The 17,010-nt window shown below is 37.1% G+C and carries 12 protein-coding genes, 1 tRNA gene and 1 pseudogene; 6 read left to right on the top strand and 8 right to left on the bottom strand.

Annotated features, from left to right (window positions below):
• Positions 1–22 precede the first annotated feature (22 nt).
• Positions 23–430, top strand: coding sequence for a nucleoside deaminase (locus tag NBW37_RS03385; RefSeq protein ID WP_250296914.1), 408 nt, complete (start codon positions 23–25; stop codon positions 428–430).
• Positions 431–1,665: 1,235 nt separating this feature from the next.
• Here NBW37_RS03385 and NBW37_RS03390 read toward each other — a convergent pair.
• A complete protein-coding gene (locus NBW37_RS03390; protein WP_250296915.1) occupies positions 1,666–2,007 on the bottom strand; it encodes an outer membrane protein assembly factor BamE in 342 nt (113 codons plus the stop codon).
• A gap of 131 nt (positions 2,008–2,138) precedes the next feature.
• Here NBW37_RS03390 and NBW37_RS03395 point away from each other — a divergent pair, with 131 nt between their 5' ends.
• Both NBW37_RS03395 and NBW37_RS03400 read left to right on the top strand, forming a co-directional pair.
• Entirely contained in the window at positions 2,139–3,128 is a 990-nt protein-coding gene (locus NBW37_RS03395) for a ribonucleotide-diphosphate reductase subunit beta (RefSeq protein ID WP_250296916.1), read from the top strand.
• Between the two features lie 341 nt (positions 3,129–3,469).
• Entirely contained in the window at positions 3,470–3,817 is a 348-nt protein-coding gene (locus NBW37_RS03400; RefSeq protein ID WP_250296917.1) for a hypothetical protein, read from the top strand.
• A 3-nt stretch (positions 3,818–3,820) separates the two neighbouring features.
• Here NBW37_RS03400 and secA read toward each other — a convergent pair whose 3' ends face one another.
• The 5 genes and pseudogenes from secA to NBW37_RS03425 all read right to left on the bottom strand — a co-directional run bounded on the left by secA (position 3,821) and on the right by NBW37_RS03425 (position 11,916).
• Complete coding sequence (secA, locus tag NBW37_RS03405) at positions 3,821–6,481, bottom strand: preprotein translocase subunit SecA (RefSeq protein ID WP_250296918.1); 2,661 nt, start codon at positions 6,479–6,481, stop codon at positions 3,821–3,823.
• A 232-nt stretch (positions 6,482–6,713) separates the two neighbouring features.
• Complete coding sequence (gene odhB, locus NBW37_RS03410; RefSeq protein ID WP_250296919.1) at positions 6,714–7,877, bottom strand: 2-oxoglutarate dehydrogenase complex dihydrolipoyllysine-residue succinyltransferase; 1,164 nt, start codon at positions 7,875–7,877, stop codon at positions 6,714–6,716.
• Positions 7,878–8,625: 748 nt separating this feature from the next.
• Positions 8,626–10,749: an FtsK/SpoIIIE family DNA translocase gene (locus NBW37_RS03415; protein WP_250296920.1), complete on the bottom strand. Its 2,124-nt coding sequence runs from the start codon at positions 10,747–10,749 to the stop codon at positions 8,626–8,628.
• A 4-nt stretch (positions 10,750–10,753) separates the two neighbouring features.
• Positions 10,754–11,021 (bottom strand): annotated as a pseudogene (locus NBW37_RS03420) (YggT family protein).
• Positions 11,022–11,142: 121 nt separating this feature from the next.
• Positions 11,143–11,916, bottom strand: coding sequence for an ABC transporter ATP-binding protein (locus NBW37_RS03425; protein ID WP_250296921.1), 774 nt, complete (start codon positions 11,914–11,916; stop codon positions 11,143–11,145).
• 146 nt (positions 11,917–12,062) lie between these two features.
• On the opposite strand from NBW37_RS03425, the gene NBW37_RS03430 reads away from it, so the two are divergent.
• Positions 12,063–12,136, top strand: a tRNA-Arg gene (locus tag NBW37_RS03430).
• A 290-nt stretch (positions 12,137–12,426) separates the two neighbouring features.
• The gene (locus NBW37_RS03435) at positions 12,427–13,425 is read left to right on the top strand and encodes a pyruvate dehydrogenase complex E1 component subunit beta (protein WP_250296922.1); all 999 of its coding nucleotides are present in this window, start codon (positions 12,427–12,429) and stop codon (positions 13,423–13,425) included.
• Positions 13,426–13,430: 5 nt separating this feature from the next.
• Here NBW37_RS03435 and NBW37_RS03440 read toward each other — a convergent pair whose 3' ends face one another.
• Together NBW37_RS03440 and NBW37_RS03445 are read right to left on the bottom strand one after the other, a co-directional pair.
• The gene (locus tag NBW37_RS03440; RefSeq protein ID WP_250296923.1) at positions 13,431–13,781 is read right to left on the bottom strand and encodes a TrbC/VirB2 family protein; all 351 of its coding nucleotides are present in this window, start codon (positions 13,779–13,781) and stop codon (positions 13,431–13,433) included.
• 1,095 nt (positions 13,782–14,876) lie between these two features.
• Positions 14,877–15,888, bottom strand: a protein-coding gene (locus NBW37_RS03445) for an IS630 family transposase (RefSeq protein ID WP_250295836.1) whose coding sequence is annotated in 2 segments (ribosomal slippage) — positions 14,877–15,374 and positions 15,376–15,888 — 1,011 coding nt in all. Because the reading frame shifts where the segments join, the coding sequence is not laid out codon by codon here.
• A 142-nt stretch (positions 15,889–16,030) separates the two neighbouring features.
• Between NBW37_RS03445 and NBW37_RS03450 the strand changes: the two genes are divergently transcribed.
• Entirely contained in the window at positions 16,031–16,999 is a 969-nt protein-coding gene (locus tag NBW37_RS03450; protein WP_250296924.1) for a hypothetical protein, read from the top strand.
• Positions 17,000–17,010 lie beyond the last annotated feature (11 nt).

The following is a 17,010-nucleotide window of genomic DNA, read 5'->3' on the forward strand; positions in this document are numbered from 1 at the left end:
GAAAGTGTTTAAGTATCAATATATGGAGCTTGCCATAGAGCAAGCCAAACTCGCTCAAAAAAATGATGAGGTGCCCATAGGTGCTGTAATAGTGAGTGGAGACAATATCATTTCTTCTGCACACAATATATCCAATGATCCAACTGCACATGCAGAGATGTTAGCAATCAGACAAGCATTTTCAACTTCCACGCTTTGTGATGCTGAGATGTACGTAACATTAGAACCATGTCCGATGTGTGCTCAAGCTATTTCCTTTGCCAGAATTAAACGATTGTACTTTGGAGCTTATAATCCAAAAGGTGGAGGAATTGAAAATGGTGCTAAGATATTTCAATTTTGCAGCCATATACCTGAAGTTTATGGTGGGATATTAGAAACAGAATGCTCTTTTTTGTTAAAGGATTTTTTTGAGAAACTAAGAACCTAATTAGATTTCTCTGTCATTCCAGCGCGTGACGTACAACTATACAAACATTGTCTCACCAGCAGGGTGTCATCCCAGTACCCCCTATCCAGTGCTTGACGCTGGTTTCTATCCAAAAGGGCAGTGCCTCCTTTTTTTGTCATCCAAGTGCCCAGACACTGGGATGACATCATCCTTTTTTTGGGATTCCAGTGTCAGCTACTTGGATGACACCCTACTTAACCGTCATACCGACGCGGCGCTAACAAGAGATCCCGCTGCGGGATGACGAATTGCTATACCGCCACGAACCGTCATACCGCCGCAGACCGTCATACCGCCGCGGCGCTAACAAGAGATCCCGCTGCGGGATGACGAATTGCTATGCCGCACGAACCGTCATACCGCCGCAGACCGTCATACCGCCGCGGCGCTAACAAGAGATCCCGCTGCGGGATGACGAATTGCTATGCCGCACGAACCGTCATACCGCCACAAACCGTCATACCGCGATTCATTCGCGGTATCTCAGCCGCTAACAAGCAGCGAGATACTATACCGTCATGGTATCTCTAGATCCCGCTAACACGTAGCGGAATGACGAATTGCTATGCCGCACGAACCGTCATACCGCCGCAGACCGTCATACCGCGATTCATTCGCGGTATCTCCCAGCATAGATCCCGCTGCGGGATGATGGTTGTTGTTTAGCTATAAATGTTAATAAATTTACCAAACGGAAAAAAAGGCAAAAGAAGCCCTAGTCATTGTTTATTTTCAGTATCGGCGTTCTTTAAGTCTTAAACACTGCAATTTAGCTGCTTTTAAACGCAACTAACTTAAGCTATAAATGTTTAAGAAATTTACCAGCAGAAAAAAAAGACAAAGAATCTCCGGAGTAGCTAGTTATTCCACTCTTTATTTTAAAATTTGACGTTGGGTGATGTCTTAAACGCTTTATAAGCGCTTTTCAGCTTATGTGGGTAAAAACCCAAAATTTTTATAAAGACATAGTATGCACATAGTGCAAAAATTAAACAATAGTACGCCAAATACAAGTCTTCTTGTCATTTTAATCTGCACAGATTGGGAAGTTAAATAATATAGCTTCAGTTTCATAATAAGGAGGCTGGCGAAATGTGTCAAGGAATTTTTATGGCCTAGCGCTACCGGCGGTTAACATCCTACATTCATTCTACTACAACGCAAGAAATTCGTACAGTTGTGATGGTATGACGTGAAGAGATCTGAGCAGATTTTCAATCAGAAAAAACAGCCAAAGATCTCTCTAAGATGTCAGTTTCTTTTGTATCTTCAACTTTACCGTCCTGATCAAATGAAATTTGCAGAGACTTACTGCTATACTTCCTTTTTCCTAAGAAGTTAGCTTGTTTAATTTTATATGAGACATAGTACCAAACATTGTCATCAAACTTTGATACTAATGTTGGTGATCCTAAAGTGTGAACCACTTTTTCTTTATCGTCACCTACTTTTATCTTGCTCCACAATTCAACACTAATGCCAGGAGCTCCGTGATTATGAATAGTGTGAGTGCAGCTTATTAAAAATAATAAAACAAAGGATATTAATACTCGCATTTCTGTTGATAAATTACTTGAAGCTATAATACACTAATAAATTATCTGCCGTCAAATTTCAAAAAAGTTAAATTGACTGATTCTCAATATCACTTAATATAATATTTACTTTAGAAAATAATAGGTGTCTTATGTCATTGTTAAAAGCAGATCCAATATACAAACCTTTTAATTATCCTTGGGCTTATGATGCGTGGCTGCAGCAACAAAGAATCCATTGGATACCTGAAGAAGTTCCGCTCGCTGATGATGTAAAGGATTGGAAAACTAAACTTTCAAGTGTAGAAAAAAATCTACTAACCCAGATCTTTAGATTTTTTACTCAGGCAGACATTGAAGTAAATAACTGCTATATGAGGCATTATTCAAATATATTTAAGCCAACAGAAATATGCATGATGCTTGCAAGCTTTTCCAATATGGAAACTATACACATTGCAGCTTATTCTTATCTTTTAGACACAATTGGCATGCCAGAAAGCGAGTATCAAGCATTCTTAAAGTATGATGCTATGAGAAAGAAGTATGAATACATGTTAGAATTTGAGGAAAGCAAAAAACACGATAAAAAACATGTAGCTAAAACTCTAGCAGTGTTTGGTGCATTTACCGAGGGGCTGCAGTTATTTGCATCGTTTGCAATTTTGCTCAATTTTCAACGCTTTGGAAAAATGAAAGGCATGGGACAAATAATTGCCTGGTCAGCCCGTGATGAAACTTTGCACACCAATTCAATTATCATGTTGTTTAATACATTTATTAAAGAGAATAATGAAATTTGGGACGACGAGTTTAAAGAGGAATTATATTCTGCATGTCGCACTATTGTTGAACTTGAGGATGAGTTTATAAAGCTTGCTTTTGATTTCGGAGATGTTGAAGGGCTATCCGCAGAAGAAGTGCGCAATTACATACGCTACGTAGCAAACAGACGGTTAATGCAATTAGGTCTTAAGTCCATATATGATGTCAATGATAATCCTATTCCGTGGCTTGATGAAATACTAAATGGCGTGGAACATACGAATTTCTTCGAAAATAGAGTAACAGAATATAGCCGTGCAGCAACTCAAGGCACATGGGAGGAAGCTTTTACTGAAAACGACACAAACAATAAATAAGTGCTAATTTCACTCTTCTTTGTCATTTCAGCACTCCTTTCTTGTCATTCCAGCGCGTAACGCTGGAATCTAGAAAAAAAGAAGAATCTGTACCGCTAATTTGATGATAGGCAAGCAGTCCGTTATAGTAATTGAATCATAAGGTAAAAATCCTACCGTGTTTTCTTAAATTCTCATTGACATGATATAGTCTAACTATACACTGTGATGAATTTTTATGGTTTGTACTAGAAGAATGTTCAAAGCAATATTAGAAGAAGTTAATAGTAGTCCAGATCTGAGTAAGGAAAATTTAATTGATAGAATTAAAGATAAGCTGCAGCAGGCAAATCAACTTATATATGGTGATTGGGAAAAAAGCAAATTTGATATTAAATTATCAACATCCAAAAGTAGCAAAACTTCTGCTAAATTATGGTGCAGACCCATCATTTATTCATAGACCTAAAGCTATAACAGCAGGAGTTGCTGTGGGTATATTAGCTGCAATTGTTACTCCATTAGCACTCATTTATGCTACTGCATTACCTGCACTAGCAATAGTTGGAATTACTGTAGCATCTGCACTGATAGTTGGTGGAATTTCCTACGGGGTTGCGTATAAGTCGTCAGAGCACTCATTAAACAGTAAGCTAAGTGAGGTTAGCTGCAGTAATGTTGATGGAAATAAACAAACTGTACAACCATAATTACTAATTCACCACAGTAACCGCGCCGTGGCAGTGTTTGTATTTCTTTCCGGAGTTGCAAGGACATTTGTCGTTTCTTGAGACTTTGGGAAGTCTGCTATTTCTAGCAGAGTGTAACCTATTGCCTATTTCTTGGTTATCTACCAACTTAAAGTGTGCTAAGCGGTGAATGGTAAGTTCTTTCCACTTTTCAAGCATTGACTCAAACATTAAGAAAGCTTCGCGTTTAAATTCATTCAGTGGGTCTTTCTGCCCCATAGCACGTAAGCTTATGCTTTGTCTTAAGCTTTCTAAAGTTGAAAGGTGCTCCCTCCATAAATGATCAAGTGTCATTATCATCATTTGCTTCACTATCGTATTCCACAAATCTGTAGTTTGCTGACTATTGAAATATTTTTCTTTTTCAGCAAAGAATTCCTGTATCTTACCATTTATATAATCCAAAGCTTCTTGTTTGTTCAAAAACTTTGCTAAATCTTCTTTATCAAGCGTTATTCCATACCTTGTATGGAATTCTTTGATTATATCTTCAATATAATCCTCATAATAGCCACTTTGGATTATACCTTCTACTATGCTCTCATTTACTTCGCTATATACTTCAAGTAAATCATTAATTTTATTGCCTAAGATATTGTTTCTCTGCTTAAAAATAACTTTACGTTGGTTATTGATTACGTCATCAAACTTAAGCAAAGATTTTCGCACATCATAGTTTCTAGCTTCAACTTTCTTTTGTGCCTTCTCAAGTGCTTTATTAATCCATGGATGATGAATAGCCTCGTTGTTCTTTAACCCTACTTTTTGTAAAAAGCTTCTCATTCTATCAGAGCCAAATATTCTCATTAGGTCATCTTCAAGCGATAAAAAGAACTTAGAAAGCCCAGGATCACCCTGACGGCCAGAACGGCCACGTAATTGATCATCTATCCTCCTACTTTCATGTCTTTCGGTTCCAACCACACATAAACCACCAGCTTTTATAGCAATTTCCTTATCTTTTTTTACTCTTTCGACTATTTCTTGATATTTTTTTTCTCTTTCATCATCATTTTTTATCTTCTTTAGCTCTACCTTTGCAATCATTTCAGCGTTTCCACCAAGCTGAATATCAGTTCCACGTCCTGCCATGTTAGTTGCTATGGTGATATTGCCTGGCACCCCAGCTTGTGCTATTATGTACGCCTCTTGTTCATGATAACGAGCATTTAGTACTGAATGCTTAAGAGAATGACTTTGCAAAAGCGCAGAAAGCTTCTCAGAGTTTTCGATGCTTACCGTGCCAACAAGGACCGGTTGAAGGCGTTTGTGGCATTCTTCTATAAACTTCAACACAGCATTAAATTTTTCCTTTTCTGTACCGTAAATTTCATCATCAATATCAACTCTTTTTACAGGTACATTGGTTGGAATTTTTACTACATTTAGTCTGTATATATCGCGAAACTCTTCTGCCTCTGTTGCTGCTGTTCCAGTCATTCCAGAAAGTTTATTGTACATACGAAAGTAATTCTGAAATGTGACTGAAGCTAAAGTTTGGTTCTCATGCTGAATTTCAAGATTTTCCTTCGCTTCAAGTGCCTGATGAAGACCATCGGAATATCTCCTGCCCTCCATCATACGCCCAGTAAACTCATCAATAATCACTACCTTGCCATCCTTTGCTATATAATCTTTGTCAGCAGTGAACAGCTTATGTGCACGCAATGCTTGGTCTATGTAGTGAGTCATTATCATATTATTGGTATCATAAAGCGAAGAATTTTCAGGAATGAGATTATATGACTTCAGTAGTTCTTCCACTCGTGAAATACCATCTTCAGTAAGGAACACTGCCCTACCCTTCTCATCCACCTCATAATCGGAGTCAACTAATTTGGTCACTATTTTATTGATATGCTTATATATCTGATTGTTTTCCTCAACTGGGCCAGAAATAATCAGCGGAGTGCGAGCTTCATCAATGAGTATTGAGTCCACTTCATCAACTATTCCGTAGTGAAAGCCTCTCTGAACCATATCTTCTTGAGAAAATTTCATATTGTCTCGCAGGTAATCAAAGGCGAGCTCGTTATTTGTGGAATAAACGATATCTGCACTGTAAGCCTCTTTTCTCTCTTCATCTGTCAAGTTATTCGTAATAAACGCAACAGAAACTCCAAGAGAATTATATAATTTGCTCATCCATTCTGTGTCTCGTTTTACAAGGTAGTCGTTAACAGTTACGACGTGCACGCCTTTCCCTTCTAAGGAATTTAGATATGCTGCTAAAGTTGCAACGAGTGTCTTTCCCTCTCCTGTTTTCATTTCTGATATCATGCCATTGTGGAGCACCATTCCACCAATTAGCTGAACATCAAAGTGCCTCATACCAAGAAATCTTCGCGATGCTTCACGCACAACTGCAAATGCGGGTACGAGAAGATCATTTAACGTTTTTCCATTTTTCAATTCTTGTTTGAATCCTTGAGTTTTACCAGCAAGCTCCTCATCAGATAAACTCTGCATATCAGATTCCAATGCATTTATTTGCTGAGCAATTTTCCTAAAGGATTTTATTATCTTCTTGTTTGTTGACCCAAATATCTTTCTTATAAAAAAGAATGACAACGTAAAAATAAAAAATATAAGAATGGCTGTCAAAATTAGCGGAGAATCTAGCATAAACTTAAGTAACGTCTTATTTAATATGAGATTATATTACTAAATGCAGCCTACAGCAATGATATATAATAGCAAAGGAGTGTAAGAGGATCAATAGAAGGCTGTTTTTTTTCTCATATGTACTTTAGTACAATTCATCAACTTTTGAAATCTTCTCCTTGTTCAGTGATCCCAGTGCACACGACCTACTGATAGCCGCTTTACCAACTGAGCTATGGGATCATGTTTAAAATCATACTTCCAAAACTAATCTATTTGGATCTTCTATATAATTTTTTATTTTAACAAGGAAAGTCACTGCTCCTTTGCCATCAACTATTCTGTGGTCATAAGAGAGAGCGATATACATCATAGGTCTGATCTCAATTGAGTTGCCCACGGCAACTGGCCTGTTTTGTATTGAATGCATTCCAAGTATTCCAGATTGCGGAGGGTTTATTATCGGAGTGGAAAGAAGTGAACCGTATACTCCGCCGTTTGAGATAGTAAATGTTGCACCTTCCATTTCTGACACTTGCAGCTTACCCTCGCGTGCTTTTTTACCAAGTGCAACTAAGGTCAACTCAATTTCGGCGAATGACATCTGATCGGCACTCCGAATAACTGGCACAACAAGGCCTTTGTCAGTGCCAACAGCAACGCCTATGTCATAGTAATGTTTATATATGATTTCATCGCCTGAGATCTCAGCGTTAATTTCAGGAATCTCTTTCAGTGCTTGGACTGCTGCTTTTATAAAAAACGACATAAAACCAAGTTTTATTCCATATTTTTTTTCAAAGGCGTCCTTATATTTTGCTCTTAGATCCATGACATTTTTCATGTCAATTTCATTGAACGTGGTCAGTATTGCAGCAGTATTTTGCGATGCCTTCAAACGAGCGGCAATTACTTGCCTTATTTTACTCATTTTTACTCGTTCTTCTTTTCGCTCTCCACTCGCTGTATTTCTTGGCAGTTCGTATTGCTTTATTGTAGGCTGTTCTGCTTTGTTCATATGACCTATTACATCTGCTTTTGTTATTCTATCTCCCATGCCAGTTCCTTTGACATTTTCTGCATTAATTGCATTTTCTTCCATAATTTTGCGAGCTGATGGAGCATCTTTTTTGGCAGTTTTATCTTCTTTTTTTGCTTCCTCTTTTACTTCCCCCACGGAAAGCTTCGCTAACAATTGATCAGGACTTATCACATCATCTTCCTTTACAAGAAATTCAGTTATTTGCCCTGAAGCTTCTGCAGTTAATTCGAGTGCTGTTTTATCAGTTTCAATTTCAAAGATTAAGTCATCTACTTTTACTGCTTCACCAATATTTTTCTTTATTTTTACTATACCTTCCGTAACTGACTCACCACCTAGAGTTTTTGGCGCTCTGATTTCTATAATTTTGCTCATAAAACAACTTCCGTATAAAACTTTCTATAGATTTATACATGAAAAGAGACGTGTAATAAACTAATAAATTTATTTAGGTATTAGATCTTTTATCATTTATAGGGAATAGAAACACAAAACTTCCTTCCGCCAGCGCCCTTATCATGAAACTGAAGCTATTTATTTATCTTCGCAATCTGTGCAGGTTAATGACAAAAAACTTAGGGTATTTGGCGTCTCATGTTTAATTTTTCGCACTACGTGCATCGCATGTCTTTAAAAACTTCTGGGTTTTTACCTATATAAGCCGAAACGCGCTGTTTAAGACAGCAAAAAACGTCAAATTGACAAGGGAGAATTTGAATGCTAGCTACTACGGGGTTTCTTTGGCTTTTTTCCTGCTTAGTAAATTTCTTAAACACTTGCGGTGTAGGTTAGTTGCAAGTTAAAAGCAGCTAAATCGCTCTTAATCAAGCGTTTTAGAATAAAAAAAACGCCGATATTTTAGTACATGGTAAATAGCCAACCACCACGGGGCTTCTTTTGCCTTTTTTTTATTTGGTAAATTCCTTAATATTTATATGGAAGATGTCATCCCAGTCTGGAATCCAGGAAAATTGATTGTAAACGAGCAAACATTTTCGATAAAATTACCGAAAAGCTGGATCCCAGACTGAGATGACACCGAAGGGGCTACTTAGATGACACCCTGACAACCGTCATCCTGCTGCTTGTTAGCGGCCGCGCATGAACGTTCTCAGAAGCCCTATTATTCTACTAATATCTCTCTCTTTCCTGAATAATTTGGAGCACTGACAATACCTTCCTTTTCCATTCTTTCAACGATATTTGCAGCTCTGTTATAGCCTATTCTAAGCTGCCTTTGAATGTAACTGGTTGAAACTTTTTGATCCCTTTGAATAATGGCCACTGCTTGATTGTAGAGGTCATTTTCTTCATCCTCTGTTTCATCACCCAATTCCGTAGAAGAATTTTCATCTTCTTTGGTAATTTCCTCCATGTAATTTGGCTCACCTTGCATTTTCAAATGATCAACTATATCTTGTACCTCATCATCGCTCACAAATGGGCCGTGAATTCGAATAATCTTACCACCAGAGGCCATATAGAGCATATCACCCATACCAAGCAATTGTTCAGCCCCTTGTTCGCCAAGTATTGTGCGGCTATCTATCTTAGAAGTAACAGCAAAACTGATTCTTGTTGGAAAGTTTGCTTTTATCACACCTGTTATCACATCCACGGATGGACGTTGTGTTGCCATTATGATATGTATTCCTGCAGCTCTGGCCATTTGCGCCAAACGCTGAATAGAGCACTCTATCTCTTTGCCCGCAACAAGCATCAAATCTGCCATTTCATCTACAATCACTACAATATACGGAAATGTCTCCATCTTGATTGGTATTTTTTCAAACAAAGGTTTGCCTGTTGTTGAGTTAAAACCTATCTGCACAACGCGCTCCAATTCTGTTCCACTGTTCATTGCTTCTGTGATTTTTTGGTTATAGTTTATTACATTGCGTACATTTAAATACGACATCATGCGATAGCGATTTTCCATTTCTTTCACTATCCACTTAAGAGCAATAACAGCCTTTTTTGGCTCTGTTACCACTGGCGTTATGAGATGTGGTATTGCATCATATATTGAAAGCTCAAGCATTTTGGGGTCAATCATTATCATCTTACATTCATCAGGACTGAGTCGATAAACGAGTGAAAGAATCATAGTGTTAATCGCAACTGACTTACCTGACCCTGTGGTTCCAGCAACAAGCAAGTGAGGCATTTTGGTTAGATCTGCAATAATTGGTTTTCCGCTTATTTCTTTGCCAAGCGCAATTGGGAGATTTAAGCTTGCATTTTGGTATTCTGGTGATTCAAGCAAATCACGCAGCATTACGAATTCTCGTTCCTTGTTCGGCAACTCTATTCCCATAGCATTTTGCCCACGAATTATTGAAATACGTGCAGAGAGTGCACTCATTGAACGTGCAATGTCATCTGCAAGGCCAATTACTCTTGCAGATTTCGTGCCAGCTTGTGGTTCAAGTTTGTATAAAGTCACAACCGGCCCATAGCATACACTGATAATTTTTCCTTGCACGCCAAAATCACTCAGGACTTGTTCCAGCAGAGATAAATTTTTATTGCTCTCCATTTCATTCAGCTGCTTTCTCTGCAAAGACTCTTCTGCTTTAGAAAGTAAATGGATACTTGGAAACTCGAACTCACTAGAAGGTTTAAAAATCTCCTCGGTAGCTTTTTTCTGTTTTTCTTTTGGTTGTTGTTTAGTGGTGATTTTAGTTCTATGTTTTTCTTCTACTACTAATGGTGCAACTGAATATTCAGCAGTTTTATGTGATCTGAGGAATGGAACATTTACAAATAAGCAAGCTATTTTTTTGAATAGGAAAAATATAGAGTAAATTGTTCTCTTCCAACCAATTAGTCCTACAAGACCTATTGATGTTACTATCACAAATATATAAAACGAGCAGTTATGAATTAGTGTATTACCTATTATTCCACTGTGTCTATACCTTGCAGTGATACCGAGCGAAAATTGTGGTAGTATAGCACATATCCCTAAATTGATTAATATTAAATAGAGAATTTTCAGCAGCCTTTTTGCTGGCCTAAAGATCAACAAGTAAACTATGGTTGTAGCTATTGTAACACTAGTTAATCCGAGAAATTGAACCAATATATCAGCTAAATATGAACCTACTATTCCACCTAAATTTGTCACTTTCTCATTTGTAGCTGTGTTTAAGGAAGGATCTTTATAGTTGTAGCTAAAAACTGATATATATACATATATTAAGAGCGATAGATATACTGCTGCTTTTAGATATCTTTTTAGCATCTACTTAAAAGTAGTAATTCATTGTATATTGTACAAAGCGAATTGCTATTAGCAATATCATTATAGATAAATCTAATCCGTTGAACGGTGGTATGTATCTTCTGATAATTTTTAGTGGTGAATTGGTTCAAGATGTGCATTATGCTGCTGACAGTTTCATTATATATGTTCACCATATTAAGTTTAATCAGCCAGTTTAGGATAACCCAACATATTAGAATGAAGCTATAAAGATCAAGTAACGTGTTGAGTAGATATATGACTGGATGCATAGCTTTGCTTTTTTCAATAGAGTAACCACTTCTTTTTTTATTTTCTCTCTTTTTTTCTCCTATCTCTACTTGCTATGCAACAAAGCCGGGTAAGGTCACTATATCTTATAACAATTCCAGACTAGATTATTTTCTTGCAGCGAATAAGTGGAAACTTTTCGCTTAACTGTAGAGTAGAAGAGAGCTCACTAAAAAACTTTGCTAGTGTATCATCTTGAGGCCTATGGTATATGTCGCTAGAAACTCCTGATTGAATAATTTTACCATTTTTCATTACGTAGATAAAATCTGCAACTTTCAATGCTTCTTGCGGGTCATGAGTTACCATTAGCACAGGGATATTTTTACTTCTAAAAAGGGACAATATATGTTGTCTTATTCGGCACTTGAGCAGTATATCTAAATTAGAAAATGGTTCATCTAGCAACACAACATCAGGATTTTGTGCCATCACTCTTGCTATTGCAACTAATTGTTGCTGTCCTCCAGATAAAGCGTTAGGGTACATATTTTCATATTTTTCTATATTGAGTAACTTCAAGATTTCCAATGCAATAAGGTGCTTTTCTCTCTTGGAAAAGCTGCGGATAGCAAAGGTTATATTTTCCACTACTGTTTTGTGAGGAAATAATGCAGAATGCTGAAAAATCAATCCAATATTTCTATGCTCTATAGCAACTGATGCTTTATTGCTTGCAACTAACCTATCATTTATAAAAATGGTTCCAGATTTTGGATTTTCTATCCCCGCAATTAACTTCAAAATTGTTGACTTGCCACAGCCAGAATGCCCCAATAAACATGCAACATTTCCTTTTTTTACTTTAATGTTTATATTGCTTAAAACAAAGTCGTCTTGATTGTTATAAAAATAACCAATGTTGTTAACTAGCATTAATCTTACTTAAACCATGTTATTAAATATAATAGCATTATACTCAAGAAGTACAGAAATGTTTTGTCGTCATAAATTGGTTATGCAAGAAATCTAGTAAAGAGAAGGATTTTTTGCTATAACTTTACATAAATGATAGGAAACACGGGACTATAGCTCAGCAGGATAGAGCGTTGGACTCCTAATCCGAAGGTCGTGCGTTCGAATCGCACTAGTCCCACCCGTTCAAACTTTTCTCTATAGTGTTTAGTATAACATAAAACCAGCCACAATAGCCTATTTTAACCACCTATATATACAGCCTTTTTGTCTAATTATTTGCCCAAAAATTCCTATTTTCTTCATAATCTGTTGATTTTCTAACAATATTAAATGTGACCTTACCCACCACTGAATTGAAATAAGTAGCTACCCAAAGTTCAGTACAACATGGTGTTTGTAAAACTTAATTTGTCGCTTCCTAGTAATTCTGATATAGTTACTTTAGTTAAAGTCTACAAAAGTTTATAAATGGCAACCTTAAGTGTAAGAGAAGCTTTATGCACAGCAATTAGAGAAGAAATGCAAAACGACCCTGATGTGCTTATCATGGGTGAAGAAGTTGCAGAGTATGATGGTGCTTATAAAGTAACGAAAGGATTACTGAAAGAGTTTGGAGAAAGTAGGGTAATTGATACACCTATTACCGAACATGGATTTGCTGGCCTTGCTGTTGGAGCAGCATTTGCTGGATTAAAGCCAATAGTCGAGTTTATGACTTTTAATTTTTCTATGCAGGCTATTGACCAAATTGTGAATTCCGCAGCAAAAACGAATTATATGTCAGGTGGGCAACTTGGATGCCCCATAGTATTTCGTGGACCAAATGGCGCTGCAGCAAGAGTTGCTGCACAACATTCTCAATGCTTTGCATCTTGGTATTCGCATATACCGGGATTAAAAGTGATAGCACCTTACTTCGCCTCCGATTGCAGAGGTTTGCTTAAAGCTGCAATTCGTGACCTGAGTCCGGTAATATTTCTAGAAAACGAAATAGCTTACGGACATGAACATGAAGTTTCTGACTCTGAGCTGTCAAATAAAGATTATCTACTTGAGATAGGCAAAGCTGCTGTTATACGAGAGGGAAAGGATGTAACTATCACTGCTTTCTCACTGAAATTAATGGACGCTTTAGGTGCAGCAGATTTACTTTCGAGTGAAGGTATAGAAGCTGAAGTTATTGACCTTAGAACCTTAAGACCACTTGACACTCAAACTATTATTAACTCTATTCAGAAGACTAATAGATTAGTTAGTGTAGAAGAAGGATGGCCATTTGCAGGAATAGGAGCAGAGCTGTCAGCCGTTGTCATGGAACAAGGATTTGACTACCTTGATGCTCCAGTTATACGTGTAACTGGCAAGGACATCCCCTTACCTTATGCTACAAATCTGGAAAAAAAAGCATTACCACAAGTGGAAGATATAGTTGAAGCCGTGCGTCAGGTCTGTTTTAGAAAAAAATAACCCTATTAGTTCTTTTTTGTGTCTCCTGTTCCACATTGGTCCATCAAAGAAGTATTTCCAGTGCCGCCTATACCACCCATTACTTTTGTTACAATAGTTTTAGCACCGAAAAATACAGCACAAAATATACCGAGTGCAAAAAGAGCTGGCCATGGCATTCTACCAAATATCGCAAGCAAAGCTGCACCTATTATCACTACGGTCATAAGCGGTCCGCCTATTCCCCAAACGTAGCCAATAATATTACATATTACTTGAGCAGTTGTATCGTCATTGGCGTTAGCAGCACTCCCAACATGAGAGAAAGAAATAAATAATACTATAAAAAGAATATTAAAAACTTTCCTAGGGTTCATCCCTATACCTTAAATTTAGATATTGCAATTATACCTAAAATACTATAATTTTTAGTAAAACTAGCATAAAGATTAACGGTGCCACGAAAGTAGTTAACTGCACGAATATTGTGCTACCAGGAGGGCAATGCTCCCTTCTCCTGTCATCCAAGTGCCCTCTTCTTGTCATGAAAGTAGCAGGCACTGGTTCCTTTATGACGGCAGTGCCCTCTTCTTGTTATCCGAGTAGCCCCTATAATGTCATCCCAGTCCCCTATAATGTCATCCCAGTGCGTGACACTGGGATCTAGCAAGCTTTGCTTGCAAATAAGTCTAACACGCGTCGCGTTTTATGCCAAAACACAATTGGAGTTACATGCAAAATAGATCCCAGTGTCAGCTACTTGGATGACATCCTACTTAACCGTCATACCGCCGCGGCGCTAACAAGAGATCCCGCTAACAAGCAGCGGGATGACGAGATGCCACCGCAAACCGTCATACCGTGATTTATTCACGGTATCTCATCCGCTAACAAGAGATCCCGCTGCGGGATGACGATTGTCGGTGAACCTAAGTTACTTTAGCCATAAACATTAAGAAATTTACCAAACGGAAAAAAAGGCAAAAGAAGCCCTAGTCATTGTTTATTTTCAGTATCGGCGTTCTTTAAGTCTTAAACACTGCAATTTAGCTGCTTTTAAACGCAACTAACTTAAGCTATAAATGTTTAAGAAATTTACTAAGCAGAAAAAAAAGACAAAGAATCCCCGGAGTAGCTAGTTATTCCACTCTTTATTTTAAAATTTGACGTTGGGTGATGTCTTAAACGCTTTATAAGCGCTTTTCAGCTTATGTGGGTAAAAACCCAAAATTTTTATAAAGACATAGTATGCACATAGTGCAAAAATTAAACAATAGTACGCCAAATACAAGTCTTCTTGTCATTTTAATCTGCACAGATTGGGAAGTTAAATAATATAGCTTCACTTTCATGATAAGGGGACTGGCGGAGTTTGTCAAGTAAGTTTTTTCGTTTCTTACGGCTACACGCTACCAAAAACTGGTTTTTTATATGGTTATGCAAGAAGTCTACTATAATGCTAATACCAACCCTCATAAATAACTAGACAAATAATTCACAGAGCAAATGGTTTTGATCGAACTTTCCGTAATATCTCGAATAAATTCAGATACAGCATTTTCAAGTAATTTAATAGAGTCATACATCTTGTTCTTTATTATATTTTCCTTTAAATGTTGCCAAAATCTTTCCACAGGATTGAGCTCAGGCGAGTACGGCGGCAAATAAATTATGGTGATATTTTCAGGAGTTTTTAAACCTTTAGACCTATGCCAACTTGCGCAATCCATGATAAGAAAAGCTTCTCTAGTCCCCAAATCTTTCGACATCTGCTCCAAAAATATGTTCATGCAATCTGTGTTTACATGTGGAGCAAGTAGGCTAATATCCTCTCCATTCCTGGGATTTACAGCGCTGTAAAGATAGAAGTTTTCTCTTCCGATTTTTACTTTAACTTGTGTTCTTGAGCCCTTTTTAAACCATCCATGTCCAACTTTTGAGTGCGTTCCAAATCTCGATTCATCGAAAAAAAACCTCCTTTTTCCGGTTCTTTTCCACAATTTCATTGAGATTTTTTTTGAACTCCTCTTGTTTGTTTTTGTCTTGTTTATAATGTGCTGGACGAGGTGTGATATATGTAAATCCTAGCTTCTTCATAAGCCTTCTCGCCGTTGACTCACTTACTTTGATAGCTAACATTCCTTCAACTATACCTTGCAATTTTTTAGCAGTCAGATTTGCCCCATCTTCTTCTATTACCTCTCTTATTTTTTCCTTCTTCTCCTCGTTCAGTTTTGGTTTAGGTCCTCGCCCTGGCTGTATTGCAAACCCAATAACACCTTTTTCTTTAAATCTTGCAATCCATTTCATTAATGTCGTTCTCGTAATTCTATATATTTTAGCAACTTTTGAGATACCATACTCCTTTGCTGATATTATTGCTTGTAACCTTCTTCCTATCTCTCCTCTTATTCCATATTTTTTTAATTCTAACTTGCATTGATTATATAGTTCTTCTCCTATTGCTTTACTTTTTCCTGCCATAAACTACATATTTATTCTTTCTAGCCTCAATTATTTGTAGTTTTTACTATTTGTCTATCTATTAGTGGAGATTGGTATAAGATAACTTTGCAAATTGAAGTAATAACGTTATAATATCATATTGTTGATAAGTATTTAAAGTGTGGTAAAAGATACTAGGGATAAGGTTATAGCTCTTGGAGCAATCGGTGCTGTAATTGGAGGCATTGTCAGTCTTGCGCTAAATTTAATAAAATTGATAGGGATGGTTATTGGTTTTGCACTAAGTCTTGTGGGAATTCCTGTTAATTTCATATTAAGTTTAATAGGCCTAAAGGTAGCTCTTGCTTGTCTTGTGCTAGGCTTAATTGGAGCTATTATCATTAGTAGGCAAGTAAAATCACCTTTAATCAAAAAGATAATTGTTCCGCCTATTATTATTTGTGGAATAATTTTAATAGGATACGTTGCTGGCTTTGTGTTGAACTTTATTAGCTCTTCACCTTTGATTATGGGAGGAACGATTGGTTTTATATATCCGGCGCTGCTTATATTGCTTTCAGTACTTTTGTCGCGTAATCCTGATAAGGAAAATGGGATTTTCGGTGAAGTCCTTAAAGATAGTAAAGCATTTTTTATAAAGTTAGGCATTGTAACAGTAATCGGTACAGCAGTTGGAGTTGGTCTTGGCGTTGCTGTCAGTGCTGTTTTTCCTAACGTAATGCTTGGAATGTGGTCGATAGCTTTAGCAAGTGCAGTAATAGGAGCGATAGTGTTCCCAATAGAAATTTTTATTGGTAACCTGTCTGCAATTAACAAACTGGGAACTTTTATTGCTAAGCTTATTACTCCTTCTTCAAAAGAAAACAAACCAAGCAAGTCATTGGGTGAAATACTTGCTAATCTAGCTGAAGAAAACAAATCAATGAGTGAAGTACTTGCTAGTCTAACATCTAGTTCGTCAAAAGAAAATAAACCAATGAATGAAGTACTTGCTAGTCTAGATGAAGGAAACAAACCAAGTAAGCAATTGAGTGAAGTACTTGCTAGTCTAGATGAAGGAAACAAACCAATGGATGAAATACTTGCTAATCTAACATCTAGTTCGTCTGCTGCATTTTCAACTCGATAGTTATAACATGC

Origin of the sequence: Wolbachia endosymbiont of Oedothorax gibbosus (assembly GCF_936270145.1) — a bacterium.
Classification (GTDB): Bacteria; Pseudomonadota; Alphaproteobacteria; order Rickettsiales; family Anaplasmataceae; genus Wolbachia.